The sequence below is a fragment of the Nocardia sp. CA-135398 genome (assembly GCF_050955845.1).
Lineage (GTDB): Bacteria > Actinomycetota > Actinomycetes > Mycobacteriales > Mycobacteriaceae > Nocardia.
In genome coordinates this window covers 4,491,005-4,514,369 of the sequence record NZ_CP192084.1, presented here as the reverse complement: position 1 = coordinate 4,514,369, position 23,365 = coordinate 4,491,005, and the positions used below count along the sequence as shown (strand labels likewise).

21 protein-coding genes and 4 pseudogenes are annotated in these 23,365 nt (G+C 65.3%); 11 read left to right on the top strand and 14 right to left on the bottom strand.

What is annotated here, in order from left to right; all coding sequences use genetic code 11:
- Nucleotides 1-7 precede the first annotated feature (7 nt).
- A complete protein-coding gene (locus ACQP1T_RS19835) occupies nt 8-394 on the top strand; it encodes a carboxymuconolactone decarboxylase family protein (RefSeq protein ID WP_433754542.1) in 387 nt (128 codons plus the stop codon).
- Between the two features lie 195 nt (nt 395-589).
- The gene (locus ACQP1T_RS19830; RefSeq protein WP_433754541.1) at nt 590-793 is read left to right on the top strand and encodes a YgaP family membrane protein; all 204 of its coding nucleotides are present in this window, start codon (nt 590-592) and stop codon (nt 791-793) included.
- 410 nt (nt 794-1,203) lie between these two features.
- On the opposite strand, the pseudogene ACQP1T_RS19825 reads toward ACQP1T_RS19830, so the two are convergent.
- A pseudogene (locus ACQP1T_RS19825) lies at nt 1,204-1,404 on the bottom strand (hypothetical protein); the annotation flags it as partial.
- A 277-nt stretch (nt 1,405-1,681) separates the two neighbouring features.
- On the opposite strand from ACQP1T_RS19825, the gene ACQP1T_RS19820 reads away from it, so the two are divergent.
- Complete coding sequence (locus ACQP1T_RS19820) at nt 1,682-2,161, top strand: universal stress protein (protein WP_433754540.1); 480 nt, start codon at nt 1,682-1,684, stop codon at nt 2,159-2,161.
- A 99-nt stretch (nt 2,162-2,260) separates the two neighbouring features.
- Here ACQP1T_RS19820 and ACQP1T_RS19815 read toward each other — a convergent pair whose 3' ends face one another.
- The gene (locus tag ACQP1T_RS19815) at nt 2,261-2,641 is read right to left on the bottom strand and encodes a DUF5313 family protein (protein WP_433754539.1); all 381 of its coding nucleotides are present in this window, start codon (nt 2,639-2,641) and stop codon (nt 2,261-2,263) included.
- A 124-nt stretch (nt 2,642-2,765) separates the two neighbouring features.
- Here ACQP1T_RS19815 and ACQP1T_RS19810 point away from each other — a divergent pair, with 124 nt between their 5' ends.
- Both ACQP1T_RS19810 and ACQP1T_RS19805 read left to right on the top strand, forming a co-directional pair.
- Nucleotides 2,766-4,598: a phosphoenolpyruvate carboxykinase (GTP) gene (locus ACQP1T_RS19810; RefSeq protein ID WP_433754538.1), complete on the top strand. Its 1,833-nt coding sequence runs from the start codon at nt 2,766-2,768 to the stop codon at nt 4,596-4,598.
- A complete protein-coding gene (locus ACQP1T_RS19805; RefSeq protein ID WP_433754537.1) occupies nt 4,508-6,244 on the top strand; it encodes a SulP family inorganic anion transporter in 1,737 nt (578 codons plus the stop codon). Before ACQP1T_RS19810 ends, ACQP1T_RS19805 begins: the two co-directional genes overlap by 91 nt.
- A gap of 231 nt (nt 6,245-6,475) precedes the next feature.
- Here ACQP1T_RS19805 and ACQP1T_RS19800 read toward each other — a convergent pair whose 3' ends face one another.
- From ACQP1T_RS19800 to ACQP1T_RS19790, 3 genes are all read right to left on the bottom strand, one after another.
- Complete coding sequence (locus ACQP1T_RS19800; protein ID WP_433754536.1) at nt 6,476-6,835, bottom strand: ArsR/SmtB family transcription factor; 360 nt, start codon at nt 6,833-6,835, stop codon at nt 6,476-6,478.
- A gap of 845 nt (nt 6,836-7,680) precedes the next feature.
- Nucleotides 7,681-11,658, bottom strand: coding sequence for a trehalose-phosphatase (otsB, locus tag ACQP1T_RS19795; protein ID WP_433754535.1), 3,978 nt, complete (start codon nt 11,656-11,658; stop codon nt 7,681-7,683).
- Between the two features lie 121 nt (nt 11,659-11,779).
- Nucleotides 11,780-12,124, bottom strand: coding sequence for a hypothetical protein (locus tag ACQP1T_RS19790; RefSeq protein WP_433754534.1), 345 nt, complete (start codon nt 12,122-12,124; stop codon nt 11,780-11,782).
- 96 nt (nt 12,125-12,220) lie between these two features.
- Between ACQP1T_RS19790 and ACQP1T_RS19785 the strand changes: the two are divergent.
- Nucleotides 12,221-12,373, top strand: a pseudogene (locus ACQP1T_RS19785) (LUD domain-containing protein); the annotation flags it as partial.
- 28 nt (nt 12,374-12,401) lie between these two features.
- Here ACQP1T_RS19785 and ACQP1T_RS19780 read toward each other — a convergent pair.
- The 3 genes and pseudogenes from ACQP1T_RS19780 to ACQP1T_RS19770 form a co-directional block, all read right to left on the bottom strand.
- Nucleotides 12,402-12,584, bottom strand: coding sequence for a hypothetical protein (locus ACQP1T_RS19780; RefSeq protein ID WP_433762574.1), 183 nt, complete (start codon nt 12,582-12,584; stop codon nt 12,402-12,404).
- A gap of 8 nt (nt 12,585-12,592) precedes the next feature.
- On the bottom strand, nt 12,593-12,805 hold the full coding sequence (locus tag ACQP1T_RS19775; RefSeq protein WP_433762573.1) for a hypothetical protein: 213 nt from the start codon (nt 12,803-12,805) through the stop codon (nt 12,593-12,595).
- A 71-nt stretch (nt 12,806-12,876) separates the two neighbouring features.
- A pseudogene (locus ACQP1T_RS19770) lies at nt 12,877-13,215 on the bottom strand (class I SAM-dependent methyltransferase); the annotation flags it as partial.
- 28 nt (nt 13,216-13,243) lie between these two features.
- Here ACQP1T_RS19770 and ACQP1T_RS19765 point away from each other — a divergent pair.
- Nucleotides 13,244-13,675 (top strand): MerR family transcriptional regulator, encoded by a 432-nt coding sequence (locus ACQP1T_RS19765; RefSeq protein WP_433754533.1) that lies wholly within the window; start codon nt 13,244-13,246, stop codon nt 13,673-13,675.
- Nucleotides 13,676-14,222: 547 nt separating this feature from the next.
- Here the strand turns inward: ACQP1T_RS19765 and ACQP1T_RS19760 are convergent.
- A pseudogene (locus tag ACQP1T_RS19760) lies at nt 14,223-14,837 on the bottom strand (HAD-IC family P-type ATPase); the annotation flags it as partial.
- Nucleotides 14,838-14,905: 68 nt separating this feature from the next.
- Entirely contained in the window at nt 14,906-15,835 is a 930-nt protein-coding gene (locus ACQP1T_RS19755; RefSeq protein ID WP_433754532.1) for a LysR family transcriptional regulator, read from the bottom strand.
- A 116-nt stretch (nt 15,836-15,951) separates the two neighbouring features.
- Between ACQP1T_RS19755 and ACQP1T_RS19750 the strand changes: the two genes are divergently transcribed.
- A complete protein-coding gene (locus tag ACQP1T_RS19750) occupies nt 15,952-16,359 on the top strand; it encodes a carboxymuconolactone decarboxylase family protein (protein WP_433754531.1) in 408 nt (135 codons plus the stop codon).
- A gap of 181 nt (nt 16,360-16,540) precedes the next feature.
- On the opposite strand, the gene ACQP1T_RS19745 is transcribed toward ACQP1T_RS19750, so the two are convergent.
- Together ACQP1T_RS19745 and ACQP1T_RS19740 are read right to left on the bottom strand one after the other, a co-directional pair.
- Entirely contained in the window at nt 16,541-18,478 is a 1,938-nt protein-coding gene (locus tag ACQP1T_RS19745; RefSeq protein ID WP_433754530.1) for an NACHT domain-containing protein, read from the bottom strand.
- A 599-nt stretch (nt 18,479-19,077) separates the two neighbouring features.
- On the bottom strand, nt 19,078-19,308 hold the full coding sequence (locus ACQP1T_RS19740) for a hypothetical protein (RefSeq protein WP_433754528.1): 231 nt from the start codon (nt 19,306-19,308) through the stop codon (nt 19,078-19,080).
- Between the two features lie 135 nt (nt 19,309-19,443).
- On the opposite strand from ACQP1T_RS19740, the gene ACQP1T_RS19735 reads away from it, so the two are divergent.
- Nucleotides 19,444-20,013, top strand: a complete 570-nt coding sequence (locus ACQP1T_RS19735) for a hypothetical protein (RefSeq protein WP_433754527.1) — start codon at nt 19,444-19,446, stop codon at nt 20,011-20,013.
- 261 nt (nt 20,014-20,274) lie between these two features.
- Here the strand turns inward: ACQP1T_RS19735 and ACQP1T_RS19730 are convergent, their stop codons facing one another.
- Nucleotides 20,275-20,838, bottom strand: coding sequence for a restriction endonuclease (locus ACQP1T_RS19730; RefSeq protein ID WP_433754526.1), 564 nt, complete (start codon nt 20,836-20,838; stop codon nt 20,275-20,277).
- Between the two features lie 530 nt (nt 20,839-21,368).
- Here ACQP1T_RS19730 and ACQP1T_RS19725 point away from each other — a divergent pair.
- Both ACQP1T_RS19725 and ACQP1T_RS19720 read left to right on the top strand, forming a co-directional pair.
- Entirely contained in the window at nt 21,369-21,686 is a 318-nt protein-coding gene (locus ACQP1T_RS19725) for a hypothetical protein (RefSeq protein ID WP_062993797.1), read from the top strand.
- Nucleotides 21,683-22,501, top strand: coding sequence for a pentapeptide repeat-containing protein (locus ACQP1T_RS19720; RefSeq protein ID WP_433754525.1), 819 nt, complete (start codon nt 21,683-21,685; stop codon nt 22,499-22,501). Before ACQP1T_RS19725 ends, ACQP1T_RS19720 begins: the two co-directional genes overlap by 4 nt.
- A 359-nt stretch (nt 22,502-22,860) precedes the next feature.
- Here the strand turns inward: ACQP1T_RS19720 and ACQP1T_RS19715 are convergent, their stop codons facing one another.
- Nucleotides 22,861-23,361: a hypothetical protein gene (locus ACQP1T_RS19715; RefSeq protein ID WP_433754524.1), complete on the bottom strand. Its 501-nt coding sequence runs from the start codon at nt 23,359-23,361 to the stop codon at nt 22,861-22,863.
- Between the last annotated feature and the right edge of the window lie 4 nt (nt 23,362-23,365).

The window sequence follows — 23,365 nt, the reverse complement described above, 5'->3', positions numbered from 1 at the left end:
GAATCCGATGACAACGACCGAACACACCATCAGTCACGGCAAACAAGTGCTCCGCGAACTGACTCCACTGCACCGCGACCTGCGCAAGGCCATCCCCGAGGTGTACCAAGGCTTCGGCGAACTGAGCAAGGCCGCCTTCGCCCCCGGCGCACTCGACCGCAAAACCAAGGAACTCATCGCCTTCGCGATCGGCGTCGTCGAAGGCTGCGACGGCTGCATCGCTTCGCACGGCCAAGCCGCAGCACGCGCCGGGGCGACCCGACAGGAGGCCGCCGAGGCCATCGGCGTCACCTTCCTGATGCACGGGGGGCCAGCGACCATCCACGGTGCCCGCGCCTACGAGGCCTTTTCCGAATTCGCCGCGGCCGTCGACGCCGGCGAGAACCCCGCCTGATTCGAGGCAAGAGGAACCATCGGTGTGCCGACCCATCCGCTGCAAAACCTGCGCCAAAACCACCTGGTCCGGCTGTGGACAACACATCGCCCAGGTCAAGGCCACAGTCCCCGCCGATCAATGGTGTCCAGGCCATCCGGATGTCGAACGAACCAGCTGGCTGCTCCGAATCCTCGGAAAGTAGGTGTGTCCCACATGAATATCGATCGAGCTGTGCTCGCCCTCGCAGGCACCATCACCCTGCTCGGCCTGACACTCGCGGTGCTGATCTCGCCCTGGTTCCTCCTGCTGACCGCGTTCGCGGGAGCCAACCAACTCCAGGCCAGCGTCACCGGATTCTGCCCTGCCGCAACACTTCTACGGAAACTCGGGCTCCCGGCAGGCCGAGCGTTCAGCTAGTCGTGCTGCAGCAGTCGGGACAGCAGCGAAGACCTCCGGATGCAAGACAGTCACCCAAAGGTGCGTTCATCCGGAGCTCGTCGTGTATGACGGGCGAGCCGACGACAAGTTCCGCATCGACAACCACCGCGGCCAATGCATCACCTCCACGAACACTGTGCCCGAACCGATACCGCGAACCACGACGTCGCACGGCATCCGAGTCGGCGGACCGAGCTCGAGTGCCCGATGCGCCAACGGAGAGCCTGTGCTGTCCTGGGCATGCGGAAAGATCGAATGCTTTCCGATCGTGCACGTCGGCGCCCTACCGGACCGTTCGTCGGGCGGCACATAGGCGTCAGGGGTATAGATGGTGGCGTCCGTGGGCTGGCCTTTGTTCCCGAGCACCGCGTCCGCCTACGGCCGCTGTGTCACGCTTTCGGCGCTGGAATGACGGTGGCTTCTGTCCGGTCGGCGCGTATGGCGTCCTCGACCTCGGTGGCGTCCAGAGCACGGGTGCAGAAGAACCAGTCCTGGCACTCGACTCCGGCCTCATTTCCGTCCATTCGGTCCGCGGCAACCCCATACGATCCCGCGGGCGGAACGATCACCTGATCGCCAGGACGCCAATCCGGGCGCGGTCCTCATCAACACCGCACATGGACTTCGGTCCCGGAATCGCCTTCGACCGAATCGAGTACGACCTGTATCGGGACGCCGGTAACGCGGCCGTTGCCTCGCACACGAATTCGCGACCGCGGCAGCTGCACCCCTCGGCGAGCTCAATATCACCACGTTGGTGGTCGAGGCACCGCCGATCCCGGTCCTACTCGACCGTTCCAAGGACGCCCGCATGCTGGTCGTCCGCGCCCGGGCCTCGGTGCCTTCCGCCGCGGCTTGCTCGGCTCGGTGAGTACCGCGGTGGCGCGGCACGCACACTGCCCTGTCGCCGTCATCCCCGAACCCGAGAACTACACGCCGGATCGGGTGCTCGGTCCCGTCCTAGTCGGTGTCGACGGTTCAGCCGCCAGCGTCCGCGCCATCGAGATCGCCTTCGACGAGGCCGCCCACCGCAATCGCCCTGTGCGCGCCGTACTTACCTGGTCCGAATTCAACCGCGACATTGCCCGCGCCTATATGCAGACAGAGGCCGAGCAGCTACTGTCCGAGAGCCTCGCCGGTTACGTGGAGAAATACCCCGACCTCGAGATTCACCGAGTGGTCGCCGAGGACCGCCCCGCCCGACGCCTACTCGCCGAATCCCAAGACGTCCAACTGATCGTCGTCGGCAGCCACGGCCGCGGTGGCTTCGCCGGCATGACTCTAGGTTCGGTCAGCCAAGCCGTCCTCCACGCCACCGACTGCCCCATCATCATCGCCCGCCCCTGATACCCGACTCGGCTCTTGATTACCCGTAGCCGCGATGCCGCCGGACGCCGACCGGCATCGCCGGGGATGGCCATGATTGGTCTGCCCGGCGCGCCCCCGTCAGTCTCGGCCGTGGGGGCGTTCGTAGTCGAGGCGATCGGCTTCGGCGCGGCGCCGCGACTCGGCGTCGGCCAGCGCGGGGTCGAGGCCGTGCTTGATCAGGCGGCTGCGCCGGTAGACGTACATGAGGGCGGCGGTGAAGTAGATGCGCGGCAGGGACAGCAGCACCATCATCGCCAGACCCATCCATTTCGGGCCGGGCACCAGCAGAAACAACATGAGCACCGGGGTGATCGGGATCAGGAACCGCATCAGATAGCGGCGCGCAGCGCCCGCTTTGGTCAGGTCGTTGAGCACCCATTCCGACATCGATGGAGGGAAAGTGCGGCCGAGGATGTAGCCGACCCGCTGCGGGTGCGGCAGTACGGGGGTGTTCGGCACAGTTCTACTGTTTGCTAAAGTGCGCAATCAAGAGATTAGTCTGGACGAGGTGGATCGCGCCTGGTCAACTGATTGCATGATTTCTAAACTAGACACCTAGCGTTTTTCGAAGGAAGGCACACTCGTGACCGTTAGCTCTGCGCCCACCCTGAATCCCCAGGCCCCCACGCCGCATCAGGAGATCACCGCCTGGGTTCGTGAGATCGCCGAGCTGACCGCGCCCGATCACATCGTCTGGTGCGATGGTTCCCGACAGGAGTGGGACCGGCTGACCGCACAGCTGGTGGCCAAGGGCACCTTCGTGCCGCTGCCCACCAAGCCGAATTCGTTCTGGTGCGCGTCTGATCCCGACGATGTGGCCCGGGTGGAGGATCGCACGTTCATCTGTTCGGAAGACGAGTCGGACGCGGGACCCACGAACAACTGGGTCGACCCAGTGGATATGCGCACGGTGATGACCGAGCACTACCGCGGTTCGATGGCGGGCCGGACGATGTATGTGATCGCCTTCTGCATGGGACCGTTGGACGCGGCGGAGCCGAAATACGGTGTGCAGATCACTGATTCGGAATACGTCGCGGTATCGATGCAGATCATGACCCGCTCGGGTGCGCCGGTATGGGAAAAGCTCACCGGCGGTGTCGATTTCGTGCGGTGCCTGCATTCGGTCGGCGCGCCACTGGCGACCGGGGAGGCGGATGTGCCATGGCCGTGCGACAAGACCAAGTACATTGCGCACTTCCCGGAGACACGCACGATCTGGAGCTACGGGTCCGGGTATGGCGGCAACGCGCTCCTCGGCAAGAAGTGCTTCGCATTGCGGATCGCCTCGGTACTCGGTCGCGACGAGGGGTGGCTGGCCGAGCACATGCTGATCCTGAAACTGACCTCCCCGGAGGGCAGGGTGCACTACGTCGCCGCGGCGTTCCCGTCCTCGTGCGGTAAGACCAACCTCGCCATGTTGGAACCGGCGCTGGCCGGGTGGAGGGCCGAGACCATCGGTGACGATATCGCCTGGATGCGCTTCGGCGCCGATGGGCGGCTGTACGCGGTCAATCCAGAGGCCGGATTCTTCGGTGTTGCACCCGGGACCGGTGCCTCGACCAACCCGAACGCGATGGCGACCATCGAACTCGGCAATTCGATCTTCACCAATACCGCGCTCACCGCCGACGGTGATGTCTGGTGGGAGGGCATGACCGGCCAGCCGCCGGCACACCTGACCGACTGGCGCGGCAACGATTGGACACCCGCCTCCGAAACACCTGCCGCACATCCGAATTCGCGCTACTGCACCCCGATCGAGCAGTGCCCGTCGGTGGCCCCGGAATGGAACGACCCGACGGGCGTCCCGATTTCCGCGATCTTCTTCGGCGGCCGCCGCGCCACCACCATCCCGTTGATCGCCGAATCATTCGATTGGGTGCACGGGGTATTCATGGCGTCCACGCTGTCCTCGGAGACCACTGCCGCAGCCGCGGGCCGGGTCGGAGTGGTGCGCCGCGATCCGATGGCGATGCTGCCATTCCTCGGCTACCACGTCGGGGACTACTTCTCGCATTGGCTCTCGCTCGGTGGGGGCTCGGATGCCGCGAAGCTGCCGAAGATCTTCCAGGTCAACTGGTTCCGCCGCGATGCGGACGGCAAATTCCTGTGGCCCGGCTTCGGCGATAACGTGCGCGTGCTGAAGTGGGCGCTCGAGCGGATCGACGGCGCCACGGGCGCGCGATGGACACCAATCGGGAATGTCCCGGCCACCGACGGGCTGGATCTGTCCGGACTGGACGAGAGCGACCGCGACTTGGTCGAGTCGGCGCTGGCTGTCGATATCGAGGAATGGGTGGCCGAGACCCGCTCGATCGATGAATGGTTCGCCACCATCGGCGGCAACCGCCTGCCCGAGGAACTGCGCGAGCAGCTGGCCGCGCTGAAACTGCGCCTGCTCGGCAATCGCTGACCGTGCGCGCTCTACTACCGACCTGGCAGGAATGGCGGCCCGCGGTTCGTGCGCCCGGTGCGGACCTGATGGCGGGTTTGATCGTTGCTTTGGTGGCGCTGCCGCTCGCACTCGGATTCGGGATCAGTTCCGGTCTGGGTGCGGCCGCGGGTCTTGCCACCGCGGTGATCGCGGGCGCGCTGGCCGCGGTGTTCGGCGGTTCACGGTTCCAGGTGTCGGGCCCGACCGGCGCGATGACCGTGGTGCTGGTGCCGATCGTGCACGCGCACGGCGCCAGCGGAGTGCTCACGGTCGGGCTGATGGCGGGTGTGGTGCTGGTGGTGCTCGCGGTCGCCGGGGTCGGCCGCGCGGTGCGCTATATGCCCGCCCCGGTGATCGAGGGGTTCACCGCTGGCATCGCCGTTGTCATTGCGCTGCAACAGTTTCCGGCCGCCCTCGGCATCGCGCACGCCGAGGGGGACAAGGTCTGGCAGTCGGCGCTCGACGCGGTGCGCCGCTACCTCGAACACCCGAGCATGGCGACCCCGGGGACGGCGCTGGTGGTGGCAGTGGTCATCCTGATCGGCGGCCGCTATCTGCCGAAACTGCCGTTCGCGTTAGTAGCGGTCGCCGTCGCCACGGCCGTCGCCGAGTTGTGCGACCTGAACCTAGCCCGCATCGGCATCATTCCGGCGGGCCTACCCGCACCATCGCTGGGCTTCGTACATCCCGATCAGCTCGGCTCGCTGGTCGCACCGGCACTCGCGGTCGCCGCCCTGGCGGCCTTGGAGTCGTTGTTGTCGGCGACGGCAGCCGACTCCATGGCAGTCGGTACCCGGCACAACCCGGATCGCGAACTGTTCGGACAAGGCCTGGCCAATATCGCCGCGCCGCTGTTCGGCGGTGTACCCGCCACCGGGGCGATCGCCCGGAGCGCGGTGAACGTCCGCTCCGGTGCCCGCACCCGGTTGGCCGCGCTGACGCACGCGATGATCCTCGCGGCGATCATCTACCTGGCCGCGCCGCTGGTCGCCGATATCCCGGTGGCCGCGCTCGCGGGTGTGCTGCTCGCGACGACCGTGCGGATGGTGGAGACCGCCTCACTGACCGCGATCGCACGGGCCTCACGCGGCGACGCGATGATCATGGTCACAACATTCCTGGTCACCGTGGCACTGGATCTGGTCACCGCGGTGGCGGTCGGTGTCGGATTCGCGATTGTGCTCGCGCTGCGGTCGGTGGCGCGAGAGGCGCGGCTGGAGCAGGTGCCTCTGGACGAAACCGAGTTCCTCGCCGAGGAACACGAACTGCTACGCGATCACATCGTCGCCTACCGCATCGAGGGCCCGCTGTTCTTCGCCGCGGCACACCGGTTCCTACTGGAACTGGCTGAGGTAACCGATGTCAAGGTCGTCATCCTGCGCATGTCAAAGATCACCGCCCTCGACACCACCGGCGCACTCGTGCTCGAGGACGCCATCACCAAACTTCAGCGCCGGCACATTACTGTGCTGATGTCGGGACTGCGTGCCGATCACCATCGCCGCCTGTCTGCGATCGGCGCCCTTCCCGCCGGAGGTGATGAGGCCATCTTCACCGACACCGGCGCGGCGATCGACCACGCTCGACGCTACCTCCCCGTAAGCCACGTTCCGGTCGGACCGTAAGAACCCGGATCCGCACAGGCTGGGCTCGTCGATCGCCGGTGGTCAGTTAGCCGTCCACCTGACGACGGGCCACTGCGGCCGTGACACTGTCATGCTGAGTTCCGGGACACTCGAGTGAGCCGCGCGCGAGACGGCGCGACCACCACCGTCCGGCACTTGTCCTCCCGCGCTCGCTCGGCAATCTGCTAGCAGTTGGCATGTCGAGAGACAACCGGATCACGAGGATCCGCCTCAGCCGGTGGCCTCGCCGACCAACCCTGGCTCGGACAGCTCCTCGAGCAACTCCGCCTGACCAGCGACAACGCCGGTCAGGATGGCGCGGGCCACCGACAACAACTCCGCAACCCGAGGCGAAGTCAACGCATATGACACCGACAACCCCTCCCGACGCGCGGTAACCAGCCCGGTCCGTCGCAAAATCGCCAGTTGCTGCGACAAATTGGCAGGTTCGATACCCACCTCCGGCAACATCTCCGAGACCGCGTAGTCGCGCTCACTGAGCAACTCCAACACCCGGATCCGCGCTGGATGGCCCAACGTCTTGAAGAACTCCGCCTTCATTCGATAGAGCGGCTGGCGCGCATCCGCCATGAACTCCTCCACTCCTCGAATACCCGGCACTGAGAATACTTTCTAATCTTAGCAACTCACTATCGCTCTGGACGGCCAGCCGATGCGAGCGCTGCGCGATCTCCACGGCGTCGGCCAGCCGATCGATTCGATCGTCGACGACTACCGCGTCGGCGGCCACCACCGCTGCGGTCGATCCGCGTGAACCCAGGGCGATTCCGACATCAGCGGCGGCCAAGGCGGGAACGTCGTTCACACCATCACCAACCATGATCGTCACGCCATCGCGGCGCTCGGCCCGGATGGCCGCGATCTTGTCGTTGTCCTCGGTGCATCAGTACTGCGGCTGGGAATTCGACCCGGACCGCCGGTTCGAAACCCTGATCGATCGAACCCCTCCCCCATTTCTTGCGGCCGTCTCATGCTTGTCGATTATCACGGCCGACGAGTTCGTCCCCACACAGCCGAGTCGGTCGGACGAGATGCTTTGTCCGACAACCAGATACCCGCGAGCAGGAACAACACAGGGGGCAGCGAAATGAACAAAGCATCGCAGAGCGAGTCGATGAGGGGTGATGGCCCGGCGACACGTGGGCGCGCCGAACATGATGTGGATCAACGTCAGCTGGCCTCGACCGCGGTGGTGATAGGGACCGATAGGAACACCAGCAGTCGCATCGCCAATTAGAAAACCGCATGGGCCGGGTGGAGTTTACTGGCAGGCTCACCATTCCCGCGGACCCGATCAGGAAGCAATGTGCCCAAGCCGACTCGGTTGAGCACGGCCGCGAGGAAGCAGGTGCGCCGACTGCGGCTGCTGCTCCCAGTTCCGCGCGCGAAAACGACTGTTTCGTGCGCTTCCAGGATTATTGGCTGTCGTTGCCGTAGATGCGGGGCCGCGCCGATCTCCGCTCCACCCGAAAGGTCCAGCCTGGCGGGAGCTGCTCGACATGGCCTCGGCATTCGATTTCGATCGGCGCCAGCTCACCCGGCTCCGACCGCACTTGCACGCCGTCGCCACTGATCCGGATGGTCAGCCGGTGACCGCGGTAGCTGATCGGGAACTCCAGCCAACCCAAGGATTCCGGCCAGTGTGGCGTGAATATCAAACGCCCGCTACGAGTTTCCAGCCCGGTCAAACACCGTTGCACCAGGTCGATGCTGCCCGCCATCGCACCCAGGTGGATACCTTCGGCGGTCGTTCCGCCCTGGATGTCCCCGATATCGGATTCCAGGACACTGTTGAAGAACTCGATGGCGCGGTCACGGTTGGCACGGGCCAGCACCCAGGTGTGTACGACGCTGCTCAAGGTCGATCCGTGTGAGGTGCGAGCGAGGTAGTAGTCGATGGTGCGTGGGATCATCTCCCCTGGCAGGTCGTATCCCAGCCGTTGCAGCAGTTCTCGGAGTTCGTCCGAGGACAGCAGATAGAACAGCATCAGCACGTCGGCCTGCTTGCCCGCCTGGTACCGGTTGACGTCGTCGCCCTCGGCCTCGAGGATTCGGTCCAGCCTTCGGATGTCACCGTAGCGCTGCCGGTAGCGGTCCCAATCCAGTTCGGCCAGTTGGTCATAGCCTTCGAATTGGCTGATAACACCGTCGTGGAACGGCACATACATCCTGCGGCTGACCTCGGCCCAGTGCGCCGGCTCCGAGACTGCGACGCCGAGGGTTTCCATCAGTTCAGCGCGATCGCGCGGGGTCAGCAGGTCCAGCGCGTCGAGCGCCCGCAGAATCACCCAGACCGCCATGACGTTGGTGTAGGCGTTGTCATCGATGCCGGCGTGCGGTGCTGCCGGATAGCCGGAGTGGAATTCGTCCGGGCCGATTACGCCATGAATGCGGTAGCGGTCTCGCTCGGCGTCGTAGGTGGCGATGCTCGCCCAGAACCGGGCGATCTCCACCAGCATTTCGGTGCCGTATTCGGTGAGGAATTCGCGGTCGTCGGTCGCCTGATAGTAGTGCCAGACGTTGTAGGCGATGGCGATGCCGATGTGCCTGGCCCGATGACTGGGGTCGGGATTCCAACGCCCGGACCGGGGGTTGAGATGCATCTGCTGGCTTTCCTCGCGGCCGTCGCTGCCGGACTGCCAGGGGAACATCGCACCGACCCACCCGTTTTCAGCTGCGGCGCGGCGTGCTTCGGCCAATCGCCGGTAGCGGTAGCGCAACAGCGAGCGGGTCAGGGCGGGAAAGCGCAGGTTCAACACCGGGAATACGAACAGCTCGTCCCAGAAAACATGTCCGCGATAGGCCTCCCCGTGCAGGCCCCGCGCTGGAACACCCACGTCGAGGTCGGCGGTGTTGGGTGAGAGTGTCTGCACCAGATGCAGCAGGTGCAGACGCAGTATGCGCACCGCGTTCTCGCGGTCTTGGAGATCGATACGCAACCTGTCCCACAGGTGTTCCCACGCCGCGGTATGTCCGTCCAGCAGATCCGCGAACCCGGGCTGGCAGCTCATCCAGCGGGCGGCCTCCTCCTCCGGAGTGGAGCTCGCGTGGTCGCGCCCGGTGAAGACGGTGACGACCTTCTCCAAGGTCGCCGCCGCCCCGGCGGTCATCTGAATATCGATGTCGTGTCCGATCATGCCGTTCTGCTCGACGAGTTGCCCAGTGTCGGTGATCGTTTCCCCGTCCCGCTGAATTCTGTTGCGGGCCGCCATCGCCACGGGGATCCGAGAACGGCTGGTCTGCACGACCAGCAGTACCGAATCGGTGGACAGTTTCGTAGCCCGAACAGGGGTGAGATGGTCACCGGACAGGGCTCGATAGCGTTGCACCAACGAGTTCTGGACGGCGCCGTCGAGTGTCGAGCGGATCACCAGCCGTCCCGACCAGTTTTCGGCGACGATCGTGGTCTGCATGGCACATACGTGCGACCGGTGCATGGCGGCGAACCGTCGCTGCGTGACCTGCGTGATCCGGTCCGCCGTGTCGCGGAATCGGAGACTGCGGGTGAGCACTGCCCGGCGCAGATCAAGTTCCTGTCGGTAGGACAGTAATTCGGTGGTGTCGATGTCGAACCATTCACCGTCATCGATCCGCAATGACACCGGCAGCCAGTTCGGCAGGTTCACCAGGCTTTCGTTGTCCACCGTTCGCCCTGCGAGCTCGTCGCTGCGACGGTCGTAGATTCCGGCCGCGTAGGTGCCGGGATAGTGGTGCTCGCCGGCCCGCGACTCGGGTGCGGCACCGCGCGTGGCGAAGTAGCCGTTGCCCACCGTGCACAGTGCTTCGCGCAGTTTCTCGGTGTGCGGGTCGTACCCGTCGAAGACGAGTGTCCAGGCATCGGCCGTCGCCGAGTCGGATGCGCGAGCCAGGGTCCCTGCCATTCGGTCGAGCAGGTCGCGCGTGCGGCCGGGGCCGTCCACCGCGAATCGTGCCGCCGTGCTACGGTCGCCGTCCTCGCTGTGACGCACCACGATTCCGATGCCGTGCGAGGCGACAGCATCGAAGCCGTCCTCGTCGGTGAGATCGTCGCCGAGATAGATCGGCAGTTCCGGCCCCGGCAGATGATTCAGGATCCAGTCGAGGGCTCGGCCTTTGTCCCAGTCCACATCCGGGCGCAACTCGGTGACTTTGCGCCCGTTCGTCACTCGTAACCCGCCCTGCTGTGCGACCGCGTGCACCGCACCGATTGCCCGGGCGACGACATCGGGCGCTGCGTTGCGATAGTGCATCGCGACGGCGAATCGCTTGTGCTCCACCCGAACTCCGGGAATATCGCCGACCCGGCGGCCCAGTTCTGCGGCTGCGGCGGCGATCGCCTGTTCGGCGGCGGGCGCCGCATCGTGTACGTGATAGCCGCCGTCGGGAGCAACTAGTTCGAAGCCGTGACTTCCCGCATACCAGATTCCCGCCAACCCCACCCGCTTTCGCAGATCGGTCAGATCGCGGCCGCTGACGATCGCGACCGGGCATACCTCGGCGAGCGCGGTGATCGCCGCCGCGGCTCCCTCGACCAGGCCGGCGGTATCCGGGTCCGGGACGATCTCAGCGACCGTGCCGTCGAAATCCATTAGTACGGCTACGTTTTCGGTATCGAGCAGGGCAGAGATTCGGGGCCAGGATTCCAGCGCACCCGCGACCTCGGACATGCGCCGGAAGCCGGCACGCACGCGGACCTCCGCCAGATCGGTGACCACTACATCGGCACCATGGGAACGCAACTGGTCGGCGTGCCCGGTCCGGTCGATACCAATCACCGAGGCGAACCCGCCCCGTCGACCGGCGGTGACGCCCGCTTCGGCGTCCTCGACGACGACGGTCCGGCTCGGATCCGCACCCAGCCGACGCGTGGCCTCCACCAGCATCGCCGGGTCGGGCTTGCCGGCCAGCCCCAACTCTTCGGCAACCGTCCCGTCGACGCGCACCGCGAACAGATCACCGACACCCGCGGCCTCGAGCACTTGGGCACAATGGCGGCTGGCCGAGAAGATCGCTGTGCCGATGCCCGCGTCACGCAACTCACGGACCAGCGCGACCGTGGACTCGAAAACCTGGACTCCGTCGCGAGCCAGCCGATCCCAGAACAGATGATCCTTACGATTGCCCAGACCACAGACGGTAGCAGCGTGCTCCGGATCGGACGGATCACCCCAGGGCAGCGAAATCCCGCGCGCCGCAAGGAAATCCGCCACACCGCTGTAGCGCGGTTTACCGTCCACGAAACGCTGGTAATCGGCGTCGGTGAACGGTGCGCGGTCCTGGCCCGGCTCGGCGGGGCATTCGGCGAGAAATGCGTCGAACAGTTCGGTCCACGCGGCAGCATGTATCGACGCGCTATCGGTGACCACCCCGTCCATGTCGAAGATCACCGCGTCATGTCGGCGTACATCGATCACCGGTGCAGGCTGCCCGCATGCTCTCACCTGTTCAGAGTCGGGCGATCCGTCCCTCAGATCAAGGGCCGGAACTCCCGGCGTGGCCGCGGCGGCACTGACGTCCACATCGAACTCCGCAGGTCTACCCGCACGCAGCGGGTGTGAGCATCATGTCGAGCAGGCGTTGGCGGGCCAACCGCTCACAGAGTTCGGGCAATGCGCCGGGGGGCGTGCCCGCCAGATCCTCGGCGCACTGCCGGACCGTCGAAACTACCCGGATTCGGGAGAACTGGCTGTCGAACTCCAGGCACAGTCGTTCGACCGTCTGATCGAACGGCCTCCGGTCGAGCGTCCGGATCGGTTGTCGCCGTGTCGGTGGGGTGATCACGAGCACAGCATGCCGCTCGCGCGAACCGTGCGGCAGAGCCGAAAGACCCTCCTCGCCGGTGCCTTCCGTCGCCGCAAAGATCACCGGTGTTCTGGCCACACCCGATGACGGTCGAGGTGGCCAAGTCCACGACGGCCGCGCGGCCCGAGCCGGGTGATGAGCAGATGTTGCTCGAGCTGATCGCGACCGAACTCGCAGAAGTTCCTCAGCGCTCGCGTCGCGGTCAGCGACGCGAATTTCGGTATCGCCGAAACCGGTTCGGTGCTGGAAGTGGAATCCGAGGGCAACGGCCGGATGTGTTTGACTCTGCCCGAAACCCTGATCACCGTGATGGCCATCGAGAAGATCCCGCTGTGCCGGCGCGCATGCGGCCCGATCAGGCGTGGCCGGTGTGACGCTTCCCTGTGCCGGGTGCTGTTGCGTCGGCGACGTACAACGGCATAGCGAGCATCAGGCGGTCGTTGTGGCCGCGGTGGGTTTGTTCGGCGATCCATTCGTTGGCGTGGGCGCGGGTGATCGCACCGGCGGTGTGGGCGGCTTCGGCGAGTCCGGTCAGCATCGGCAGTATCAGGGTGTCGGTGAATATCGCGGTGCGGACCTCCAGACTGACGTCGGTGAACCGGCGTCCAGCAAGAGGTTGCGGTAGCGGCGGGCGGCGCGCGGGTTGGTGATGGTGTCGGCGCGGGCGGCCACGATCGTGCGAGTGAGGTCGGGGGTGTCGGAATCGATGACGAACGCGTCCCAGTCCTGCCCGGCCAGCACGATCCTTCCGCCGGGCACCAGCACCCGCCTCGCCTCGCCTCGGCGAGCGCGGCCGCGGGGTCGGCGAGTTCGTGGAACAGTTTGTCTGCTCGGTACCCGTGCATCGAGGCGTCCGCCAGCGGCAGTTCGGTTGCACTGCCGCACCGGAATTCTGTGTCCGGCCACCGGTCGCGAGCCCCCGCGATCATGTGCTCGCTGGCATCGACACCGACAGCCCGCATGCCTTGCCGGGCGAGTTCGGCGGCGGCCCGACCGGTGCCGCAGCCAACGTCGACCACGGCCGCTGCAGGCGGCAGTCGCAGCAGGTCATACGATGCCGCGCGCAGGGCAGTGGCGCCGGGCAACGTTTCGGCGGCGTCGAGCAGCCGGATCAGGGATTCGCCGGGACCGGCGGCAGTAGTGAATGTGGTGGGCTCGGGTGTGGACATAGCGGCAATGCTGCGACTTAATGTCGGCATGAAGTCAAGCAGCGGCGGTGAGGAACTCGCTATCGGGACGGTCGCGGCGAGGTTCGGTTTGGCCACGCACGTGCTGCGCCACTGGGAGGCGCTCGGGTTGGTGACCCCTGACCGCGATCCGGCTGGACGCCGCCGCTACAGCAGCGACGATGTCTTCCGAGTCGCGGTGATCCTGCGGGCTAAGGAAGCCGGGCTCGGGCTCGATGTCGTACGAGCGTTGATTACCGCGGCCGGGCCGGACACCCGCCGTGACGTCCTGCAACGGCACCGCGCGGACCTGGCGGCGACGATCGCCGCCGCACAGACCGCGCTCGCGATCGTCGATGGCGCACTGGGCTGCGAGCACGACGACTTCACTCGCTGCCCGCATTTCCGCGCCACGATCGCCGACCGCATCAGCCCCGATCCAGCACCGCACATCCCCGCATGACTGGGTCGTGCCGAGGCCTTACGAACTCACTGTGCTCACTGGATATCGACGGTTGTTGCGCTGCGCCGAGGTTTCCAGCGTCGGCACTTTGCGGGTGTGGCCGAGGACGGGCAGGCGCGGGGCCCGCAGGTCCTCACCCATACTGGTGCTGCGCGGCTGGCCGACGACAACATAATTCGATATGGACTGGTCCACGCTGGGTATCACGGTGGCGGGTGTTGAACGCAGTCAACCGGTCCGTCGCCGCCGCGAATTCCTCGGCCAGCTCACCGATCTCGGCAGCCGTCCATCCTGGGCGGTGGGCCACACACCCAGCCCCCAGTCCTATCGCCAACTGCGGAGTGAATGCTGTTGCGCCGCAGGCGTAGTCGGTTCCAGACGTCGCCAAAGCGGGAGGCTGTCGCGTTCTTCGCAGCGAGGCAGGCAGGTCTAGAACCGAGGCGAGGATCGGGGTGGGGGTCGCAAGCCTTACCTGTCGCAATCCGGGTAGTGCGACACGTTCAGGCGTCGGTGTTCGGTACCTGGCATTGGCCGCGTAGGGAATCGTTCACCGGGTGGGCAGGTGTAGACGTTTGAGAGCGAGGGCGTTGAGGGCGACGATGACGCTCGAGCCGGACATGGATAGCGCGGCGATTTCCGGTCGCAGGGTGAATCCGAAGGCCGGTTCGAACACGCCCGCTGCGATGGGAAGGGCGAGGGCGTTGTAGCCGACCGCCCAGGCGAGGTTCTGGTGCATCTTGCGCAACGTGCCGCGGCCGATCCGCAGTGCGGTGGGCACATCCAGTGGATCCGAGCGCATGAGGACCAGGTCGGCGGTTTCGATCGCGACGTCAGTTCCCGCGCCGATCGCGATGCCCAAATCGGCCTGCGCGAGTGCGGGAGCGTCGTTGACGCCGTCACCGACCATGGCGACTTTCCTGCCGCCGGACTGTAATTCGGCGATCTTGGCGGCCTTGTCACCGGGCAGCACCTCGGCGATCACGGTGTCGATGCTGAGGGCGGTGGCGATGCGTTCGGCGGTGGCCTGGTTGTCACCGGTGAGCATGACGAATTCGGCACCCAGGTCATGCAATTCGCGCACCGCGTCTGCGGAGGCTTCCCGCGCCGCGTCCGCGATGCCGATCACGGCCGCGGCTTTGCCGTCGATAGCGGCCAGTACGGCCCGGCACACGTCCTCTGGCAAGACGAGGCCTACCGAATGCTCCCCTCCCTCCGCCAACATCGGCTGGCCTAGTGGCTGGGGTAGGCCTCTTCCGCATTGCCGTCGGCGTTTCCGTGCTCTTGACTGTGTTCTGCCAGCACGGCGTGGAACCGTGCGACCAGCGGGCTCGGGTCGTCGGTACGCCACGCGACATGCAGCGCCGTCGAGGTGTCGGCCAGCGGTCTCGGGGCTACCCCGACACGGCGTAACGCGCGGTGCGAGTCGGCGAGCACGGCGGCGCCGAATCCGGCGGCTACCAGTGCCAAAAGTGTTTGGGCGCTGCGGCCTTCGCCGCCGATCCGCGGGACCACCCCGGCTCGATGGCAGAGCGCGATGATCTCGTCGTAGGAGCGGGAGGAGACCTCGCGTGGCCAGATGACCAAGGGGATCTGGCCCAGTGCCGACAGCGGTGCCGGTCCGGCCGCGTGGGCGAGGGGGTGGGCGGCGGGCAGGAACATGGTCAGCGGTTCCTTCCACCAGGCGCGGGTCGCCAGCCGGGCGTCGCGCGCAGGCAGCCGCTGTACGGCGATGTCGTAGCGGCCGTTCAGGACACCGGCGGACATCTCCGCATCGCTGAAGCTCTCTTCGAGCCGCAGGTCCACCCCGGACAGTTCCCTTCGCAGCCTGCCGAGCACCGCCCCGAGCGGTCCATTGATGCCGGATCCGGCGAATGTCACGGTCAGCCTGCCGGTCATCCCTTGTGCGGCCAGCCGAACATCCTCGAGTGCGGCGTCGGCTTCGGCCAGGACGGCGGCGGCTCGTCGCGCCAGGGCCGCTCCCGCCGCGGTCGGCGTCAGCCCACGTCCCTCCCGCTCGAAAAGCGTTACACCGAGCCGTCTTTCGAGTTCGCGCAGCTGCCTGCTCAGGGTCGGCTGGGTCACGTGCAAGCGCCGCGCCGCGCCGCTGACCGTGCCTTCCTCGGCGATCGCGACCACATAGCCGAGCAGTCGAAGCTCCATCAATCCATACCTCCCAAGCATAGGAAGCATAGCTACTGATGCCTGCGGGGCTGATTCGGTCGTTCGGTGCGCGACAGTTGAGCAGTCAGACCGACCGAAGCGTCCAAGGAGAAATCATGAACCGCGAACAGCGTTACACCCACGGCCTCGAGGTCCTCGGGCGCGTCGATGGCGAAGCGGGACAACGGATTGTGGCGTCGCTGGCCGACACCTCACCCGAGCTCGGACATCAGGTGGTGGCCTGGGCCTTCGGCGATATGTACGACCGACCCGAACTCGCGCCCCGCGACCGGCAGCTGGTCACCCTCGGCGTGCTCGCGGCGCTCGGCGGCTGTGAGATCGAGCTGGACGTGCACATCAATGCGGGACTCAACGTCGGACTGACCCCCACCGAAATTTCGGAAGCGTTGCTGCACACCGCCGTCTACGCGGGCATGCCGAGGTCCATCAACGCCACCCTGGTCGCGAAGAAGGTCTTCGGTGAGCGGGGCTTGCTGCCGCTGACCAACGTGTCCGGTGGGTGAGCGGAACCGAGGGATGGTGACGTAGCGACTCCAGCTCGCCGCTGCCTCGGCGGCGAGTTTGGTTGTGGTGACGTGGTGATAGCCGAGTGCGTCGGCGACGACAGGCTACTACAGTTTCCAGCTGCCCGACCTCAGCGGCTGGCACCGGCCACCACGTGAGCACGCCTCTTGTCTGCGGAAATTACTGTTGCGCTAGTGGGGGTGGTTGTCGCTGTAGCCAGTGCCGATAGGTTTCGTGTCGGAACTGATAGGCGGTGCCGTTCACTCGTAGCAGGCCCTTGCGTCGAGCCCAATCCAGGAATATCGCAGGTCGGGCCGGAAATGCCTTGGTGAACCGGAAGACCAGCGTTGCGATGAGAAACCGGCCAGCCGCAGGACTGATCCCAAGCCCAAGCCCAAGCCCGATCGCAAGCCCGACTGGGAGCCCGAACCGGAGCCCGATCACGAGCCCGAACGCCAGCCCGATCGAAAGCCCGAACGGAAGCGCGACCAAGGCTGCGGTGATGGCGCTATCGCGGACCAATCGCCTTTCATCGACCGCAATACGTAACCGTTCCTCGTCGTCGACCGTGAGCCCGGCCGTGAGCCCGCCCGCTAGCCCGGACAGGAGTCCGGCCGTGAGTCCGGCCGCGAGCCCGGTCCGAAGCCCGGCTGTGGCCCCGACCGGGAGGCCGACCACAAGTCCGATCGCGAGCCCGATCGAAAGCCCGAACGGAAGCCCGCGCCATCTGGATCGTCCGGGTACGCGCCACACGATTGGATTTGCCCGCGAGGACTCGGGAGCGCCCCCGAACGCGAGCCCGAACCCGACTCCGAACGCTAGCCCTGCACAGACGCCGGACGCGAGTCCGGACAAGAGCCCGACCGGAAGCCCGAACGCGAGTGTGGTGATGATGCCGACGGTGAGTCCGTGCAGGGCGCGGCATCGGGTGGTTCCTGCGATTTCCCAGATCTCGTCGAGCCGGATGGCGGTGCCATCTGCTCCGGTGCTGCGGCGGTGGTCCAGGTGTGTGGCCAGTGACTGCAGCCAGGTTCGGACGTCGTCACTGGTGTAGTCGCGGTGTTCGTCTTTGGGTTCGCGGCCGGTGACCGCTGCGGGGATCTGGGCGGCGAACAGCAGGTCATCGACGGCGTCGGTGGTGCTGCAGGCGGTGAGTTGGTCGGCGGTTTTCGGGTCATGGCGCAGGACCGTGATGGCGAGGCCGAGCATCCAGGGGGTTTCCAGCCTGGTCGCCAACGGCCCGTGCGGGTTGGTGGCGACGTGGGTGGTGATCGTCGACCAGGACGGGCTGGTCGTGCCGGTGGCATCGCGATGTCCGGTGAGGTGATCGCTGACCTGTTCGGCTGCTAGCGGTTGCAGGGTGACGGTCGCGGCAGCGTGCAGTCCGTTGTCCTCGCCTTGGCGGCACAGTTGCTCGAACAGGGTGCCGCGGCACACGACGATGACCGGCTCGCTACGCCAGGTGTTGTTGAGGTGATCCAGCAGCGCGCGAGCCGACCTGCCCTGACTGTCGGCGGTGTCCATCTCGTCGAGGCCGTCGATCACGGGCAGGATCAACCCCACTTCCACCAGTTTCCGTGTCAGTGCGGGCCGCAACTGCGGATAGTCGAGGCCGAGCCGGGTGATCAACCAGCCAGAGAAATCAGTTGTGCCGTCCCATCCCGCGGCATTCACGCGTACCGGGACCGGGTGTTCGGCGCGAATCGCATCGGCCATGCCCGATCGTGTTTTTAGCAGTCCCTGCACCAGATAGGTCGCGGCGACGGTCTTGCCGCTACCCGGCTCTCCGAGGATGACCAACCGCCGCGGTGGCGGATCGAGTGACTCGCAATAGGTTGCGATCTCGGACGCATCGGCCGACTCGATCACCTCACCCGGTCGCGACTGCGACACGGCGGCGAAGGCGAAATCGACACGAATGAACCCGACCGGACCACTACAGAGGTCCTTGCGCAGGTCCCTTTCCGCGCTCTGCACCGCCGCAGCCAATTCATCGGCCCACATCGCCACCGATACCCTATCGGTAGGCGGTTTCCACCACCGCCACAACAACTTCGACGGTTGGACCAATGCCGCACCAGCCCGCACAGCCGCGGCCCCTGCCTCCATACCGGTCACCCGAAACAGCTTGCCATTCCACTGGGTCTCACCGCCCCTGGATTTCGACCGAACGACCGATACCCACGAGAGATAGCCCGAATGTCGAGCAAACACCGAACACGAACGTTCCCGGGCGTCGTGTGGATTTTCGAACCCGTGTGCGTGGAGATGACCGCGGTTGTCCTCGAACGCGCCCGATACCGCCGATTCCGCCCAGCACTAATGCCACCGCAGCACGCGCTGCGCATGTTCGTCCGTTCCACAGCCGTCCACTCCAGCCGTGAATGGCTGCACCGCCGGATCATTCACTCCCTCAGCGGCCAGTCTGTCAAGTGCGCCCAGGTCCTGCAAACCGGGAATGCGCAGGTGCAGGCGCTGTCCGCACCTGCAATCCGGCCAGGGGCCAGTACTTCATCAGGCACATGCCGGCCATCATGGCCACCGGGTGTCCTTCGGGGCCAAGGGCTTTCGCCGCCGGGCGGATCCCGCAGCAAATTGCCTCGGCCGCAATCGCTTACGTCTGGTTCCGGCATCAATCCCGCGCGGAACCGCCGCATTAGCGCCGGATTCCGTTCGGTCCGGGACCCCGACAACACACGACAGTTGAATACGCGATCTCACCAGTCACATGCCTGGTCGGCGTTGACGAACCGCTCGCGCATAGCGCTGTTCGTGATCAGTATCAAGATGTCGCGCACGCCGAGATCGGCGACGAGCTGCCATGAGCGCTGGCCGGCACCGACGCGTTGTTCCACCAAGCGCCGCAGCACTTCACGGGCAGCACGACGACGTGGCCAGCGCCATCCACAATTACCTCCAAAGGCATGACGGGACACATCGGCGGCCATTGACCGTGTTCGTCCAATCATGGCGTGTCGACGGTCGTAGGTCTCTACGGTGTCGCGGTGCCTGTTTCCGGATGGAGGTTGTGCTATTTTGCTGAGCTGCCGACACCCTCGGCGCCGACGCCATCCTTCTCAGCTATGGTGCTCGATGATTGGCAGGAGTCGCGGGAGGCTGCGGTGATCCCGGTCAAGACGCCGTTTCTGTTGTCGCCGCGCTTCGACTACGACGTTGCACTGAACGGTTTCTTCCTGTCCGCGGACATGATCGGCCTGGCTTGGAATACCCAGGACGATTATGCCCGTGACGTGAAGGCGTTTCTGAACTTCTTGTGGCACCGGAAGCGCCGTCATGCACTACAAGACTGGTCGATCGACATCGACACCTGGGAACAGCTGAGCAGCAAGCTGCCCCCGACGCCCGGCCCCGTCCAGCCTGTCCTTGATGACCGCAAACGCCGGGTCGCCTCGATCTACGTCTGGACCCGAGGCACCAACGGCGAACACCACGACGCGCCCCGACCCATCCAGGCCCAGCAGCCGCTCATAACCCAACAGCGCTGGGCCAGCCAGATCACGACAATCTACGCCCGAATCATTCGCGCCGACCCACACCAGCACTACGTCGACCTGCGGAAGCTTCTCGACCCCATCGCCGACAGGATCGCCCATCGCATCGATGCCCGCGACTGCTCGGCGCTGCTGAAATGACCCATCGAAAGCCCGGCTTGGAACTCCGAGTGGCCAACTATCGCTCTTCATCGTGGCCAACTAGCGATCCTCGAAATGCCACGACCGGCGACCTATCCGACACCTCGGGGCCAACTATCGCTCTTCGTCACATACGGTGATCAGAACGGCGAAAACCACCAGGTCGGACACCACGGTAAGTGACAAATACGGCGATCGGTCACAAGACGTTCCTGTTCAGCCCGGGAATAGCGTGGCGACGTCAGCTGGCTTGAGCCGGGACTATCGGCGGTTGCGGGGCGGGCGTCGCGGGTAGGGGAAGGTGGTGGTGCTTTTGAGCTCCATACGACGGTCATGCAGCAAGTTCACGACATCGGCACTGGACCGCAGCTCGGTCAGGTCGTCGCGCGTCAGCAGCAGGATCTCGATCTTCTGATTCAAGGCGCACGTCGCCGCATGGTAGGCACTTCTCCGCTCACTGGATTTGCCGCCGCTGACGCCATTGGCCGCAACCAGTACACCGAGCTTGCAATTGCGATCCTGAATTTTTGCGCGAAAATCCCGCACGATCATCGAGGAGATGGGTTCGGTGTAATGCTTGCATTCGACCAGAAAATACTTGGGTAGCAAACGGAGTCCATCCTGGCGCCGCTCGTTGCTGACTATGAGATCGATCTCCGAGGAGTGGTAGTAATCCAGCGCGTTGCGCTTCGTCTTGCATCCGGGTACCGATCGGAATATTTGCTCAACCGCATCTTCGCACGCACGTCCGCGCACATGGGAGGGGTTACTGAGGTCATCCGCCCGATTCAGGTGTCGTCTGATCGCGGCGCTCAGGTCGGCCACGGCGACCTCCCTCCGCGGACCAAGCAGTCACGGAGAAAAGGGCCGTAAGGCCAATTCAGTGGATTGACGATCGAAGATTCAGAAATTCGCGCGGGTGTACGGAATTGATGCCGTATCCGATGGAAAGTTCCGTTTTTTGGGCAGCCTCGGTCAAGAGGTTCCTCTAAGAGGAGCGTTTATCCCATCGTTCTAGGCGGCCCATTCACCCTCCGTGTCGCCACTTTTCATACCCGCCGGTTTGCTTTGCGTAGCAAGCGAATACAAGTTCAAAAGTATGCACCACGCTACGGCCCGTCAGCAACAGGTCAGGTCCACCCGTACACCATGCGCACGGCCTGAAGGAACCTCGGCATATCGACACTTCCGGGTGTTTACCCAATCACGCCCCACGTGACTGCGAACGCCCTCGTGTCAGTGCCTGTACATCGACGGCAGCTTCGAAGTTTGGGTCCCGAGTTGGAACCATCTGCGATGGAGAACTATCGCCCGAACCCGCGCTGAAAAACGTTGGGGCATCTACCGTGTGGAGGATGTGGCAGTACGCCTTGTGGGGGATCGCTGGCGCGGCGGCGAATTGCGGCATCGCCTACCTGGAGGACAGCACTCGGGTCAAAGGCTGGCCCTGGCTCAAAAGCAACGGTGGCCCTGGTGGGAGCGTGTACCTGAGCTGGTTGGCGGTCAACCTGGGGGTCGCTGGTCTGACGACATGGGCTATCGCGTACGGCGACATCATCAGTACCAACGCTGCCGCATTCGGGGCAGGGGTCGCAGCACCTGTACTGGTCAAGAAACTGGCCTCCTACAGCGAATCCTCGCTCTCGTCGAAGAATTCCGGGGGTGGGCAATGACTGAGCTGTCGTACGCGCGTCGACTGCTGTCGATGCTCGCCGGAACCTGGCCCGCCTTCCAGCCAGCACCGACGCCGACGGTTGTGACGGATTCACTGGGGCGGCGACTGTTGTCGGTGCTCGCCGGAACCTGGCCCGCCTTCCAGCCGCGGGCCGATCAATACCATCAGCCAGGGCAGACCGAAACACGCTCAGCTGCCGTTAGGAAGAGCCCGGAGCAGCTGCTCGGCGTCATGGTCCGCGCGTACCTCCGCAGCGCGAACCTGCGCGGCGCCAACCTGACCGATGCGTATCTGACCCGCGCGAACCTGGCTGGCAAGGACCTCACCGACGCGAACCTGACCGGCGCGAACCTGATCCGCACCGACCTGCGCGCCGCGAACCTGGGCGGAGCGACGCTGATCCGTGCGAACCTGACTGGCGCGAACCTGACTGGCGCGAACCTGACTGGCGCGGACCTGACCGACGCGGAGTTGTCCGTCGCGGACTTGTCCCTCGCGATCCTGCACGAAGCGAACCTGACCGATGCGAACCTGACCGATGCAAACCTGAGCCGCGCGGACCTGACCTACGCAAACCTGACCCGCACGAACCTGACCGACGCGGACCTGACCGACGCCGACCTGACCGGCGCGAACCTGGCCGAGGCGACGCTGCCGCGGATTGACTCGATCACTTCCCTGATGTGGTCGAGCGAGACTCGTTGGGGTCGGCGGGTTATCGAGGAGATTCGGGCCCGCTCGGTCGAGCGGAGCGAACGGGTCTACATCTTGAATCCCCCCGGCCTGCAGGCCGATGTTTTCTTTGATCACTGACGATCACGCCCGCGGAGGGCCAGAACCATAGCACCCTGACGTGCCGAGCTGCGTGTGCTCAGACCTCGAGCGCGAAACCACCGGGTCAGGATCGCACCTGAATCGACAGGATCGGGTTGCGCACAGCCTCAAACGCTACCGGCGGTGTCCGACAGTGCACCCGGGCTTGGCTCGCACGACCGACGAATCATCGGTTTCAGGCCTTGCGCACGGCATCCGACGTGGTCGATCAAAATTGGGCGGCCCGAGTAGTTTTAGTCATAAAGGGACACAACGGCATTCGACAAGCGGCCGGTGGGGCCGAGCAGATCTTCTACTCAGCCCCACCGGCCGATTTCGTGGTGCGAGCGGCTAGTAGTTCAGCGGGTTGCGGCGGGGTGTGGCTGTGCGTGCGGGGCCGGGTCGTAATCGACGCTCAGCCGCCACGTCGGTAATAGAGTCATCAGCTCGACCATGTCGTCATCGACTATCTCACCGCCACTGGCGATCTCACCGTCACTGTCGATGTCGGCGTCGAGGTCGACGTCGAGGTCGACGTCTGGGGCGGGGGTGGAATAGGCCGTGACGATCGCGCGGCACGCGCTGTCGGGGTCGGGGTAGGTGATGCCGGTCAGCGGCCCGCTGGTGATCCGCACAGCGGCGGTGATTGGGTTGTATTCGGCTCCGATGCGCTTCTGGTCGTAGTAGGTGAACACCGGAAGCCACTGCGACGCAGCGTGTTCAGTGGGGGTCGTGAGTTGGTGGGTGGCCTCGGCGGTGACCGCCAGCCACATCTCGAGGCTGTCGGGGGCGTGCGGGGAGGAGGCGAACACGCGATGCAGGGCCGTCGCGACGACGGCGGGCAGGGAGATGTCGTTCATGACC

Coding starts and splice junctions, on each gene's coding strand:
- ACQP1T_RS19835 (WP_433754542.1), top strand. CDS start 8: ATGACAACGACCGAACACACCATCAGTCACGGCAAACAAGTGCTCCGC.
- ACQP1T_RS19830 (WP_433754541.1), top strand. CDS start 590: ATGAATATCGATCGAGCTGTGCTCGCCCTCGCAGGCACCATCACCCTG.
- ACQP1T_RS19805 (WP_433754537.1), top strand. CDS start 4,508: ATGGTTCGCCACCATCGGCGGCAACCGCCTGCCCGAGGAACTGCGCGA.
- ACQP1T_RS19800 (WP_433754536.1), bottom strand. CDS start 6,835: ATGGCGGATGCGCGCCAGCCGCTCTATCGAATGAAGGCGGAGTTCTTC.
- ACQP1T_RS19780 (WP_433762574.1), bottom strand. CDS start 12,584: ATGCTGACCGGACTCGCCGAAGCCGCCCACACCGCCGGTGCGATCACC.
- ACQP1T_RS19765 (WP_433754533.1), top strand. CDS start 13,244: ATGAAGTCAAGCAGCGGCGGTGAGGAACTCGCTATCGGGACGGTCGCG.
- ACQP1T_RS19755 (WP_433754532.1), bottom strand. CDS start 15,835: ATGGAGCTTCGACTGCTCGGCTATGTGGTCGCGATCGCCGAGGAAGGC.
- ACQP1T_RS19750 (WP_433754531.1), top strand. CDS start 15,952: ATGAACCGCGAACAGCGTTACACCCACGGCCTCGAGGTCCTCGGGCGC.
- ACQP1T_RS19740 (WP_433754528.1), bottom strand. CDS start 19,308: ATGGCCGCCGATGTGTCCCGTCATGCCTTTGGAGGTAATTGTGGATGG.
- ACQP1T_RS19735 (WP_433754527.1), top strand. CDS start 19,444: ATGGTGCTCGATGATTGGCAGGAGTCGCGGGAGGCTGCGGTGATCCCG.
- ACQP1T_RS19725 (WP_062993797.1), top strand. CDS start 21,369: ATGTGGCAGTACGCCTTGTGGGGGATCGCTGGCGCGGCGGCGAATTGC.
- ACQP1T_RS19720 (WP_433754525.1), top strand. CDS start 21,683: ATGACTGAGCTGTCGTACGCGCGTCGACTGCTGTCGATGCTCGCCGGA.
- ACQP1T_RS19715 (WP_433754524.1), bottom strand. CDS start 23,361: ATGAACGACATCTCCCTGCCCGCCGTCGTCGCGACGGCCCTGCATCGC.